At 69.6% G+C, this 12,281-nt stretch carries 11 protein-coding genes; 3 read left to right on the top strand and 8 right to left on the bottom strand.

The window, feature by feature from the left end:
• Positions 1-118 precede the first annotated feature (118 nt).
• Positions 119-1,054: a LysR family transcriptional regulator gene (locus AC07PU_RS28060; RefSeq protein WP_256222905.1), complete on the bottom strand. Its 936-nt coding sequence runs from the start codon at positions 1,052-1,054 to the stop codon at positions 119-121.
• A gap of 125 nt (positions 1,055-1,179) precedes the next feature.
• On the opposite strand from AC07PU_RS28060, the gene AC07PU_RS28055 reads away from it, so the two are divergent.
• Together AC07PU_RS28055 and AC07PU_RS28050 are read left to right on the top strand one after the other, a co-directional pair.
• Entirely contained in the window at positions 1,180-2,169 is a 990-nt protein-coding gene (locus AC07PU_RS28055; RefSeq protein WP_495321695.1) for a Bug family tripartite tricarboxylate transporter substrate binding protein, read from the top strand.
• A gap of 35 nt (positions 2,170-2,204) precedes the next feature.
• Entirely contained in the window at positions 2,205-3,263 is a 1,059-nt protein-coding gene (locus AC07PU_RS28050) for a 4-hydroxythreonine-4-phosphate dehydrogenase PdxA (protein WP_495321694.1), read from the top strand.
• Positions 3,264-3,336: 73 nt separating this feature from the next.
• On the opposite strand, the gene AC07PU_RS28045 is transcribed toward AC07PU_RS28050, so the two are convergent.
• The 3 genes from AC07PU_RS28045 to tal form a co-directional block, all read right to left on the bottom strand.
• Positions 3,337-3,669, bottom strand: coding sequence for a DUF805 domain-containing protein (locus AC07PU_RS28045; RefSeq protein ID WP_093352153.1), 333 nt, complete (start codon positions 3,667-3,669; stop codon positions 3,337-3,339).
• Positions 3,670-3,775: 106 nt separating this feature from the next.
• Positions 3,776-5,341 (bottom strand): glucose-6-phosphate isomerase, encoded by a 1,566-nt coding sequence (pgi, locus tag AC07PU_RS28040; RefSeq protein WP_495321693.1) that lies wholly within the window; start codon positions 5,339-5,341, stop codon positions 3,776-3,778.
• Positions 5,342-5,343: 2 nt separating this feature from the next.
• The gene (tal, locus tag AC07PU_RS28035; protein WP_398501015.1) at positions 5,344-6,300 is read right to left on the bottom strand and encodes a transaldolase; all 957 of its coding nucleotides are present in this window, start codon (positions 6,298-6,300) and stop codon (positions 5,344-5,346) included.
• A gap of 265 nt (positions 6,301-6,565) precedes the next feature.
• Between tal and AC07PU_RS28030 the strand changes: the two genes are divergently transcribed.
• The gene (locus AC07PU_RS28030; RefSeq protein WP_398501017.1) at positions 6,566-7,237 is read left to right on the top strand and encodes a lipocalin family protein; all 672 of its coding nucleotides are present in this window, start codon (positions 6,566-6,568) and stop codon (positions 7,235-7,237) included.
• On the opposite strand, the gene AC07PU_RS28025 is transcribed toward AC07PU_RS28030, so the two are convergent.
• The 4 genes from AC07PU_RS28025 to AC07PU_RS28010 are packed head-to-tail and all read right to left on the bottom strand — an operon-like array spanning position 7,183 to position 12,211.
• A complete protein-coding gene (locus tag AC07PU_RS28025; RefSeq protein WP_495321692.1) occupies positions 7,183-7,845 on the bottom strand; it encodes an HAD family hydrolase in 663 nt (220 codons plus the stop codon). The two genes, AC07PU_RS28030 and AC07PU_RS28025, sit on opposite strands and share 55 nt — an antisense overlap.
• A 23-nt stretch (positions 7,846-7,868) precedes the next feature.
• The gene (locus AC07PU_RS28020) at positions 7,869-8,915 is read right to left on the bottom strand and encodes an ABC transporter ATP-binding protein (RefSeq protein WP_495321691.1); all 1,047 of its coding nucleotides are present in this window, start codon (positions 8,913-8,915) and stop codon (positions 7,869-7,871) included.
• Positions 8,912-11,197 (bottom strand): ABC transporter permease, encoded by a 2,286-nt coding sequence (locus AC07PU_RS28015; protein WP_495321690.1) that lies wholly within the window; start codon positions 11,195-11,197, stop codon positions 8,912-8,914. Before AC07PU_RS28015 ends, AC07PU_RS28020 begins: the two co-directional genes overlap by 4 nt.
• Positions 11,198-12,211, bottom strand: a complete 1,014-nt coding sequence (locus tag AC07PU_RS28010) for an ABC transporter substrate-binding protein (protein ID WP_495321689.1) — start codon at positions 12,209-12,211, stop codon at positions 11,198-11,200.
• Between the last annotated feature and the right edge of the window lie 70 nt (positions 12,212-12,281).

The following is a 12,281-nucleotide window of genomic DNA, read 5'->3' as shown; positions in this document are numbered from 1 at the left end:
TAAACATGCTTGCGGTTTTGGTACTTCGAATGTCAACGACGGTACTTTCATGCACCGATTGGCTAGTGAATTCCCTAGTCAACGCAATACAGCATGTGCCACAGGCAATCCAAAGCGTTCAGCCGGTGCCCAGCAGCTGCCGTCGGAACTGGGCCGCCGCGGGCGAGAGCGCCCGCCCCTCGCGAGTGACCAGGCAGATCGGCGGCACGCGCACCGGCAGCTCGATCGGCACCACCCGCAGCAGGCCCAGCCGCGCGTAGTGCCGGGCCTGCGAGGCGGGCATGACGGCCGCCATGTCGGAGCTCTCGAGCAGCGCGGTGATGGCGATCGGCGAGGCAGTCTCGAGGATGTCGAGCCGCGCCTGCACGCCGGCCTCGCGCATCGCGGCCTCGAAGCGCCCGCGCTGCGGCGAGCCCGGCGGCTGCAGCACCCATTGCCAGGCCGCCAGGTCGGCCAGCGTGAGGCCCTCGCGCTCGAAGGCCGGATGGCCGCCGCGCACCACCACCACCTGCGATTCGCCGAGCAGCGGCACGCTGGCGTAGCGCGATTCGTCGTGCCCGTCGGTGAGCCGGCCCAGCACCAGGTCGACGTCGCCCTGCTCGAGCTGGGCCTGCATCACGTCGCTGGTCTCGACCACCACCGACACCGCCACCTGCGGATGGCGCCGGCGGTACTCGACCAGCGCCGGCGCCAGCAGCTCGGGCACGGCGCCCGGCACGCTGCCCACGCGCAGCGCACCGCTGAGGCCGGAGCGCAGCGCCAGCATCTCCTCGCGCGCGCTGCCGAAGTCGCTGACCACGCGGTGGGCGTAGCGCACCAGGATCTCGCCGTAGGCGGTGGGCTCCATGCCGCGCGCCAGCCGCTCGAACAGCTTCTCACCGAGCGAATCCTCGAGCTGCTGCAGCAGCTTGGTGGCCGCGGGCTGGCTGATGTTCATGGCCTCGGCCGCGCGGCCCAGGTGGCGGTGGGCGTCGAGGCGCACCAGCAGCAGCAGCTGGCGCGGTCGCACCTGCAGCATCAGCGAGGCATCGGGCGAGGTTTTCTGGACGGTCATCACCAAAAGTATATGAAGCCCGCGGCAATTTCGATTGGATTGCGAGGAGCGAACGGCCTACCCTGCGGCTTCGCCATGCATGGAAAGCAATGGCGCTCAAGACCAACAAGCAGGAGACAACCCCGATGCGCCCCTTTTCCCTGGCCTTCCGGCAGCGATGCGCCTTCGCCGCCGCGCTCACGCTGGCCACCGGCCTCGCCTCAGCCCAGACCGCGCCCGCCTACCCCGACAAGCCGCTGCGCATCATGGTCGGCGCCTCGCCGGGCGGCGGCACCGACATCCTGGCGCGCGTGCTGGCCGACAAGCTCTCGCCCGCGCTCAAGCAGCCGGTGGTGGTCGAGAACCGGCCCGGCGCCTCCAACACCATCGCGGGCGAGCTCACGGCGCGCGCGCCGGCCGACGGCGCCACGCTGCTCCTGGCCACCAACACCGCGCAGGCGGTGGCGCCGCACATCCTCAAGCTCAAGTACGACCCGCTCAAGGACCTGCAGCCGCTGGGCCTGGTGGCCGTGATGCCCAACGTGCTGGTGGTGTCGGCCAGCTCGCCCTACAAGTCGGTGAAGGACCTGCTGGCCGCGATGGCCGCCCGGCCCGGCGGCTTCAAGTACGCCTCCTCGGGCATCGGCAGCACGCAGCACGTGGGCGGCGAGGCCTTCAACCTGGCCACCGGCATGAAGTCGGTGCACGTGCCCTACAAGGGCAGCTCGCAGGCGCACATCGACATCATCTCGGGCGAGGTCGAGATGATGTTCGACAGCACCTCCTCGGCCATGGGCCAGATCAAGGCCGGCAAGTTCCGCGCGCTGGCCGTGAGCGCACCGCAGCGCTCGCCCGAACTGCCCGACGTGCCCACGCTGGCCGAACAGGGCGTCAAGGGCGCCGACGTCTCGACCTGGTACGGCCTCTACGTGACGGCCGGCACGCCGCGCCCGGCCGTCGAGCGCCTGAGCGCCGAGCTCGCGCGGAGCCTGCAGCTGCCCGACGTGCAGGCCCGCATCAAGGCCCTGGGCGGCGCGCCCGGCAACCTGATCGGCGAGCCCTTCGCCGCCATGAACCGGCAGGAGTTCGAGCACTACGGCCAGCTCGTGCGCGCCGCCAACATCAAGGCCGAATGAGGCCGTTCCCCGCTTTTTCTCCACCGACGATCGCCATGTCCACTCCTTCGAAGATTCCGACCGTGACCTCCGCCAAGCCCCGCATCGCCGTGCTGCTCGGCGACCCCAGCGGGGTCGGCCCCGAGATGGCGGTCAAGCTGCTCGCGCGCCAGCGCAACCTCGACGCCGCGCGCGTGCTGCTGATCGCCGACCCGGTGGTGCTGGCCGCGGGCGAGCGCATCGCCGGCGCCAGGCTCGATCCGCTCGCGGCCGAGAGCCTCGACACGCTGCGCTTCGAGGACGGCCGGCCCTCGCTGCTGGCCTGCGACTGGATGGGGGGCGCCGAGCCGGTGCTCGGCGAGTCGAACGAGGCCTCGGGCCGCGCCTCATTCCAGGCGCTCGAGCTCGCGACCGCGGCCGTGCGCCGCGGCCAGGTCGACGCGATCCTGTTCGCGCCGCTCAACAAGCATTCGCTGCGCCTGGGCGGCCTGGTGCACGAGGACGAGCTGCGCTACATGCAGGCGCGCTTCGCGGTGCCGGGCTTCGTCTGCGAGTTCAATCTCACGGGCGCGCTGTGGACCTCGCGCGTGACCTCGCACATTCCGCTCAAGGACGTGGCGAGCCACATCACGGGCGAAGGCGTGCGCGACGCGGTGAAGATCATCGCCGCGGCACTGCGCCAGTCGGGCGTAGCGCAGCCGCGCATCGCGGTCTCGGGGCTCAACCCGCATGCCGGCGACGGCGGCTCGATCGGCATGGAGGAGATCGAGATCATCGGCCCGGCCATCGAGAAGTTGCGCGCCGAGGGCTACGACGCGCGTGGCCCGTTCTCGCCCGACACGGTGTTCATCGGCGCGCGGCGCGGCGACGTCGACGCGGTGGTCTCGATGTACCACGACCAGGGCCAGATCGCGATGAAGCTCATGGGCTTCGAGCAGGGTGTGACCCTGCACGGCGGCCTGCCCGTGCCCGTGGCCACCTCGGCCAGCGGCAGCGCCTTCGACATCGCGGGCCAGGGCATCGCGCAGATCGAGGGCCTGCAGCAGGCCTTCGACCTGTGCCTGCGCATGGCCAGCGGTGCGCCGGTGCGCGCGGCCGCGACGGCCGAGGCCTGAATCGGCGGCGGGCAGAAAAAAGGGCCGCATGTGCGGCCCTGTCGAATCGTTGTTCTGCGGGTGTCCGTGGTCTTCAGGCGCCTTGCGGCTGGCCGTAGGCGTTGGACTCGGGCTGGCTGGGCTGGACGAAGAAATAGATCAGCACCAGGTTGATCAGCGGAATGATCATCAGCAGCTGGAACCAGCCGCTCTTGCCGATGTCGTGCAGGCGGCGCGAGCCCACGGCCAGCACGGGCAGCAGGAAGCCGAGCGCGGCGACCAGGTAGACGATCTGGTGGATGAAGCTGGCGACGATCAGAACGACCACCTCGGCCAATATGAACCACCAGAACTCGGAGCGCGAGGCGCGCCCACTGAAATCCGTGTACTTCTGAAAGCAGGTCTTGACCGCTGTTTGAAAATCCATTTGATCGGCTCCTCTTGAGGTCCCCGGGAAATTTCCCGGGGCCATCATATCGGCGCCTTCTTCAACGGCAATGGCAACGAATGGCGTACTTCGAATGGCCAAGCGCTCACTGCGCGGGCGGGCTCAGCCGCTGCAGCAGGCCCGCGGTCGAGGCATCGAGGCCCGTGACGTCGCCCGAGGCGAGCCGCGGCTCGATGTCCTTCGCGAGCACCTTGCCGAGCTCCACGCCCCACTGATCGAAGCTGTTGATGCCCCACAGCGCGCCGCTGGTGAACACGCGGTGCTCGTACAGCGCGATGAAGGCGCCGAGCGCCTCGGGCGTGAGCTTCTCGAACACGAAGAAGCTGCTGGGCCGATTGCCCGGGAAGTTCTTGTGCCCGCCCGCGTCGAGCTTGCCCACCATCAGCGCCTGCGCCTGCGCGAGCGCGTTGGCCAGCAGCTTCGGGTGGTGGCCCTCGAGGTCGTGCGAGGCATCGCGCACCGCGAGGAACTCCAGCGGGATCACGTCGGTGCCCTGGTGCAGCATCTGGAAGTAGGCATGCTGGCCGTTGGTGCCCGGCTCGCCCCACAGCACGGGCGAGGTGCCCAGACCCGGCGGCAGCGCGGCACCGGTCGCGTCGACCTGCTTGCCGTTGCTCTCCATCTCGAGCTGCTGCAGATAGGCCGGCAGCCGCTTCAATGCGCTGTGATAGGGCGCGATGCTGCGACTCGTGAAGCGGTGGAAGTTGCGATACCAGACGTCGAGCAGGCCGAGGCGCATCGGCAGGTTCTGCGCCAGCGGCGCGGTGCGGAAGTGCTCGTCCATCGCATGCGCGCCCGCCAGCAGCCGGCGGAAGCCCTCGGCGCCGATGGCCAGCGCGATCGGCAGGCCGATGGCCGACCACAGCGAATAGCGCCCGCCCACCCAGTCCCAGAAGCCGAAGGTGGTCTCGATGCCGAACTTGTTGGCCGCTTCCACGTTGGTGGTGAGCGCCGCGAAGTGGCCCGCGATGTCGTTGCCGCCCGACTGTTCGTACCAGCGCTTGGCGGACTGCGCGTTGGTCATCGTCTCGGCCGTGGTGAAGGTCTTCGAGGCGATCAGGAACAGCGTGTGCTCGGGCGCGAGGCCCTCGAGCACGCCGTCGAGCTCGTGGCCGTCGACGTTCGAGACGAAATGGAAGTGCTTGCCCGGCGCCGCGAATTCCGCGAGCGCGAGCACCGCCATCTGCGGACCGAGGTCGGAACCGCCGATGCCGATGTTGACCACGTCGGTGATGGTGTGGTCGCCGCGCACCTTCTCGGCGTAGGCCAGCATGGCGTCGAGCGTTTCGTGCACCTCGCGCAATTGCGGCGCGGTCTTGCCGACCTTGGCATCGGCCGGCGCGCGCAGCAGCGTGTGCAGCACCGCGCGGTCTTCCGTGTTGTTGATGTGCTCGCCCGCGAACATCGCGTCGCGGTGCGCCTCGAGGCCGCACTCGCGCGCGAGCGCGAACAGCAGCGCTTCCACGCGCGCATCGATCAGGTTCTTCGACAGGTCGACGAACAGGTACGGCGCCTCCTGGCTGAAGTGCGCGAAGCGGCCGGCGTCGTCGACGAAGGCATGGCGCAGATCGAACTGGCGGCCCGCGGTCTCGAAGTACGACTGCAGCTGCGCCCAGGCCGGTGCGCGGTCGCAGCGAAGCGGGGTCGCCATGATCAGCGGCCGCTTTCCTGCATCAGCTTCTCGAGCTTGATCGCATCGGCCGCGAAGGCGCGGATGCCCTCGGCGAGCTTCTCGGTGGCCATCGCGTCCTCGTTGAGCGCGAAGCGGAAGCCGGCTTCGTCGTAGGCGATCTTCTCGGCCTTGCCCTGGGCGGCGGCCTTGGCATCGAGCGCGTGCTCGAGCGGCTCGTTGCTCGCGGCCAGTTCGGCCAGCAGTTCGGGGCTGATGGTCAGCAGGTCGCAGCCCGCGAGTGCCTGGATCTGGCCCACGTTGCGGAAGCTCGCGCCCATCACCTCGGTCTTGATGCCGTTGGCCTTGTAGTACTCGAAGATCTGGCGCACCGACTTCACGCCCGGGTCGTTGGCGCCGGCGTTGGCGGCCTCGTCCCACTTGGCGCCCGCGGACTTCTTGTACCAGTCGTAGATGCGGCCGACGAAGGGCGAGATCAACTGCACGCCGGCCGCGCCGCAAGCCACGGCCTGCGCGAACGAGAACAGCAGCGTGAGGTTGGTGCGGATGCCTTTCTGCTCGAGCTGGCGCGCGGCCTCGATGCCTTCCCAGGTGGAGGCGACCTTGATCAGCAGGCGCTTCTCGGTGTCGATGCCCTCGGCCTTGTAGAGCGCCGTGATGCGCTCGCCGCGCGCCACGGTGGCGGCGGTGTCGAAGGACAGGCGCGCATCGACCTCGGTCGAGACGCGGCCCGGGATGATCGAGAGGATCTCGGTGCCGAAGCGCACCAGCAGGCGGTCGATGACCTCGTCGAGCGGCTTGCCCGCGTGCTTCTTCACGCCCTCGTCGAGCAGCGGACGGTACTCGGGCTTCTGCACCGCCTTGAGGATCAGCGACGGATTGGTGGTCGCGTCCTGCGGCTTGGAGGCGCTGAGCTGCTTGAAGTCGCCGGTGTCGGCGACCACGGTGGTCCATTGACGGAGTGCATCGAGTTGGTTCATGGCAATGATTATGTTGCGGTGATGGCGACGGGGCCTGCACGCTGTTGCATGCGGGCCGATGCTTTCATGCGCACCGTAGCACGGCTTGGCACCCTGTTCCATGACGACGCGAACAACATGCGGCCAGCAGGGTTTCGGCCCCATGCCGCCCTACAGGCGCTGTGGTCCACGGCTGACGGCGCCGGCCCGCGGGCGCGTCTAGGCTGAAGAATCCTTTCCTTTGCGAATCGCCGGATTCGCCGTCCCGACCCCAGGAGCCCCCTACATGCAGCGCAGACTTCCTCCCGCAGCCTCCACCGACCTCGCCTCCTTCGACGACCGCCGCACCAGCGCCGCCATCGGCACGCTGGCCACGGCCTTCGTGATCGGCGGCGCGGCGGCCTGGCTCGCGCTGGATGCCGCGCGCCGCTCGCGCGTGCGGCTGGCTGGCCCGGCCGATGGCGCCCCGCTGATGCGCGCGCCGCTGCAGGTGGTGGCGCCGGTGGACCTGCACCGCTATGCCGGCCTCTGGCACGAACAGGCGCGGCTGCCCAACCGCTTCCAGAAATCCTGCGCCGGCCCGGTCACGGCCAATTACACGCCGCGGCCCGACGGCACGATCGAGGTGCTCAACCGCTGCGAACGCGCCGACGGCAATTTCGAGGAATCGCTGGGCACCGCGCGCGTGGTGCCGGTGGCGGGCCAGCCCGGCGCGGGCCGGCTCGAGGTGCGCTTCGCGCCCTCGTGGCTGGCCTGGCTGCCAGTGGTGTGGGGCGACTACTGGATCCTGAAGCTGGACCGCGACTACCAGGTGGCGCTGGTCGGCACGCCGAACCGCGAGTACCTGTGGGTGCTGTCGCGCGCCCCCTGCCTGGACGACGCGACCCTGCAGGCCGAACTCGACTACGCGGGCAGCCTGGGCTTCGACATCGACAAGGTCGAGCGCACCGGCAGGTAACGCGAGAGCTGGGTCGCGAGCGCGGCCGGCGCGGTGCAGTGGATCGCGTGCCAGCCGAAGGCGCGCGCGGCTTCCACGTTGGGGGCCGAATCGTCGATGAACACCGTCTGCTCCGCCGCCAGTGCATGGCGCACCGCGAGCAGTTCGTAGATCTCGCGATGGGGCTTCAGGAACTTCACGTCGCCCGAGAACACGCCACCGTCGAAACGCCGCATGAAGCCATGGCGCGCCATGATCGCGCGCGCATAGGGCGCGGGCATGTTCGAGAGGTAGTAGAGCTTCAGCGGCTCGCCGGCCTCGCGGCGCTCGAATAGCTCCTCGAGCAGCGCCACCGTGACATCGATCGGCGCGAGGCGTTCGCCGAGTCCGTCGAGCATGGCCAGCAGGCGGTCGGCCGGCAGCGCGAGACGCGCCGCCATGCGGGCGACGGATTCCTCGAGCGTGCGGGTGCCGCAATCGAAGCTGGTCCAGTCGTCATGATGGAAAAGCGCGCGGCCCAGGGCCGCGGCGGCGGATTCAGTAGGGGCATGCTCCGCCAGATGGGCCTGGACCAGCCGTGTGGGCTCCCAGGTGAAGAGCACGGCGCCAAGATCGAAAACCACGTTCATGGCGCCATTGTTCCATGGGCGCGCTACACCACGCTGACGCCATGCGCCCCCAGGGAGAGCCGGGTCTGCGCACCCGCGGCCAGCGGGTTCGACAGGTCGGTCGAGACCACGAAGACCGCGCCCAGCGGCGTGTCGAAACCGTACTCGTAGAAGCTGCCGAGGTAGGCCACCTTCCGCAGCGTGGCCGGCAGGCCGGCGTCGGCCGCCGAGGCCTCGCCGATGCGCCAGGCCTCGGGCCGCACCGCGACCTTGACCGCGCCCGGCGGCACCGCATGGCGCGGCCGCAGCCGCAGCGGCCCGAGCGTGACGTCGCCGTCGACACCGGCCACGGCCGGGAACACCATCGCCTCGCCCATGAAGCCCGCGACGAACTCGCTCTCGGGCCGGCCGTAGAGCTGCTCGGGCGTGCCGCGCTGGGCGATCACGCCGTGGTCCATCACGATGATCTGGTCGCTCACGGCCAGCGCCTCGCTCTGGTCGTGCGTGACGTAGGCCACCGTGAGCTTGAGACGCTGCTGCAGCGAGCGGATCTCCTCGCGCATCTCGCGCCGCAGCCGCGCGTCGAGGTTCGACAGCGGCTCGTCGAACAGCAGCACCGCGGGCTCGAGCACCAGCGCGCGCGCCAGCGCCACGCGCTGCTGCTGGCCGCCCGAGAGCTCGCTCGGCAGCCGCTGGTCGAAGCCGACCAGGCCCACGCCGCGCAGCGCCTCGCGCGCACGCGCCGTGGCCTCGTCCTTCTTCACGCCGCTCATGCGCAGGCCGTAGCCCACGTTGCCGATCACGTCCATGTGCGGGAACAGCGCATAGCTCTGGAACATCATGCTGACGTTGCGCTCGGCCGGCCCGAGTGTGGTGACATCGCGCCCGCCCATGAAGATCGCGCCCGAGGTCGGCGACTCGAGCCCTGCGATCATGCGCAGGGTGGTGGTCTTGCCGCAGCCCGAGGGGCCGAGGATGGTGGTCAGCGTGCCCTCGGGCACCTCGAAGCTGATGCCCTTGACCGCCAGCGGCGCGTTCCTGTCGGCGCCATAGCGCTTGGTGACGTCGCGAAATTCGATCCCCGTGTTCATGCCAGCCCCTCCATCTTGTGATGCCCCTGGTGCCCCGGCGCCGTGCCGCGCCGGCCCAGCCTGCGTTCGCCCACCACCCATTGCACCAGCGCGATCGCGAGCGACATCAGGATCATCAGCACCGTGCAGTAGGCCAGCGCGATGCCGTAGTCGCCGTTGCCGACGCGACCGATGATGTAGGTGGTGGCCAGTTCGTTCTCGGCCGTGACCAGGAAGATCACCGCGCTCACGGTCGTCATCGCGCGCACGAAGCTGTAGACCAGCGCCGCCACCAGCGCCGGCTTGAGCAGCGGCAGCACCACCTTGAACAGCGTCTGCGAGGTCGAGGCGCGCAGCATCAGCGAGGCCTCGTCGAGCGAGCGGTCGAGTTGCTTGAAGGCCGCGGTGCCCGCGCGCACGCCCACCGGCAGGTTGCGGAACATGAAGCACAGCACGATGATGAGCCCGGTGCCCGTGAGCTCGAACGGCGGCACGTTGAAGGCCAGGATGTAGCTCACGCCGAGCACCGTGCCCGGGATCGCGAAGGCCAGCAGCGCGCCGAACTCGAAGGCGCCCTGCCCCTTGAACTCGTTGCGCGCCAGCAGCCAGGCGATCAGCAGGCCCAGCGCCGCGGTGATCGGCGCCGAGATGCCCGCGAGCTTGAGCGTGGTGAGCAGCGAGTTCCAGGCCGTGCCGGCCCACACCAGCCCGAACTGGCCCCACTCGAGCGCGAACGCGGTCTTGAAATGCTGCAAGGTGAAGCTGTAGTCGCGCCCCCAGGTCTGCACGAAGCCGCCCGCGAAGGCGAACAGGTAGACCACGGCCGTGAAGGCGATCCACGGCAGCGCGATGCAGTGGATGGTGCGGCGCACGCCGTCGGGCAGCGCCATCGGGATGCCGGCATCGCCCTTGCCGCTGACGGTGGTGTAGTTCTGCCTGCCGAGCAGGCCGCGCTGCAGCGCGAACACGCCGAGCGCGAACAAGGTCAGCACCCAGGCCAGCGAGGCCGCGCGGCCCTGGTCGTACTGCGCGCCGACGATGGCGAAGAAGATGTCGGTCGACAGCACCGAGAACTGGCCGCCCACCACCACCGGGTTGCCGAAGTCGGCGATGCTCTCGATGAAGCCCACCAGGAAGGCATTGGCCAGCCCGGGCTTGAGCAGCGGCAGCGTGATGGTGAAGAAGGCACGGCGCCGGTCGGCGCGCAGCATCTGCGCGGCCTCCTCGAGGCTGGGCGCGATGCCCTGCACCACGCCGCGCATGATCATGAAGGCGATGGGCGTGAAGGCGAACAGCTGCGCCACCAGCACGCCGGGCATGCCGTAGAACCAGCGCGTGGGCTCGATGCCGAACAGGTTCTCGAGCAGCTGGTTGACGATGCCGGCGCGGCCGAACAGCAGGATCAGGCCGAGGCCCACCACGAAGGGCGGCGTGATGATCGGCAGCAGCGCCAGCACCCGCAGCGCGCCCTGCCCGCGCCGGCTGCCGCGCTCGGCCATCAGCGCCATCAGCGTGCCGAGGAAGGTGGTGCCCGCGGCCGTCAACAGCGCCAGCACCAGCGTGTTCCAGGCCACGCCGCAGCGCACCCCGCCCGCGAGGCAGCCCAGGCCCCAGATGCGCTCGGTGAAGACGCGCGCGAGGAAGGCGGCCATCGACACGCGGCCGTCCTCGTCGAGGAAGGCGCCCGACAGCGCGCGGCTCACGGGGTAGGCGATGAACAGCGCCATCAGCACGCCGCAGCCGAGCACCGAGGCGGCCACGAACAGGTCGCCCTTGAAGCGGCCGAGCCGCGCGATGCCGAAGGCCGCGAGCAGCACCAGCGCGCAGAGCGCCACGAAGCCGCCGGCGCCGACGCCGAACTGGTTGACCCCGAGCTCGCCGAAGCGCGCCTCGAGCGCCGCGAAGGCCCAGCCGCGCGCGCCGATCGCGAAGCCCGCGAGCGCGAGCCCCAGGGCACCGCCCGCGCCACCGGCCAACAACCAGCGGCCCTGCGCGCGGCCCAGCGGCAACCAGGCGCCGACGGCGCAGACCAGCAGGCCCGCCAGCCCGACGAACAGCCACACGCGCCCCTGCGTGGCGGCCTGCATCAGGCCATTGGCGCCCTCGGCGCCGCCGAAGACCTGCGGAACGGCCTCGTACCAGGTCGTATCCTGGATCGCATACCAGGGCAGCAGCAGGTAGGCCGCGAGGCCCAGCAAGACCCAGGCGCGGATCCAGCGCTGGGTGCGCCGCGCCGCGGCCTCCGAGGCCGGATTGCGCGGGACCGCCGCGCGGGGCAAGGCCCCGATGGAACGCGCTTCCACTTAACGCGGCAGCGAGTTGACGTCCTTCTCCCAGCGCGCGATCAGGCGGCGGCGCTCGGCGCTGGCGCCGTACTTGGCGTAGTCGTAGTCGATGAACTTGATCTTCTTGAAGTCGGGGATGCGCGGATCGAGCTTGGCGGCGGCATTGCTCGGCAGCTGGAACTGCTTGTTGGCGGCGCCGAGCTCCTGCGCGGCCGGCGTGAGCGCCCATTCGTAGAACTTCTTCGCGGCCTCGAGGTTGCGCGCGCCCTTGATGATGCTCATGGAGCCGATCTCGGCGCCGGTGCCGTCGCTCGGCGTGATGGTCTCGACCGGGAAGCCCTGCATCTTCTCGCCCGGGCCGTCGTGCACGAAGCTGATCGACACCGCGGTCTCGCCACGCGCCACGGCCTTGATCGGGCCGGTGCCCGAGCGCGTGTACTGGCCGACGTTCCTGTGCAGCGCCTTGAGGTAGTCGAAGGCCTTGTCCTCGCCCATGAGCTGCACTAGCGTGGCGATCATGGTGTAGGCCGTGCCGCTCGAGGCGGGGTTGGCCACCTGGATGTCGCCCTTGTACTCGGGCTTGAGCAGGTCGGCCCAGGTCCTGGGCACGGGCAGCTTCTTCTTGGCCAGCAGCTCGGGGTTGTAGCCGAAGCCCAGCGGGCCCGAGTAGATGCCCACGGTCCTGTAGCCCGACTGCTTCGCCTGCTGCTGGGCCCAGGCATGCAGCTGCGGCAGCGAGGGCGACTTGTACTCGAGCGTCAGGCCCTGCTCGGCCGCCTGCAGGTGTGGGTCGCCGGTGCCGCCGAACCAGACATCGGTCTTGGGGTTGTCCTTCTCGGCGATGAGCTGGGCCAGCGCCTCGCCCGAGCCCTTGAGCGCCATGTTGATGCGGGTGCCGGTGGTGCGCGCATACACGGTCGAGATCACGCTGCACCACTCGGCCTGCACCGAGCAGATCACGTTGACCGTGCCCTGGGCCGATGCCATCGCCGATCCACCCAGCAGCGCCGCCGCAACAAAAAGCTTCTTCATGGAGTTCTCCGCTTCGTTCAATAAAAAAAGGCCTCCCGGCCATGGGTTCAGCGTAGCTTTAGTACAAGTG

The sequence above is a fragment of the Variovorax sp. GW821-FHT10D07 genome, assembly GCF_059415325.1.
This window is presented reverse-complemented; position numbering and strand designations above follow the sequence as displayed.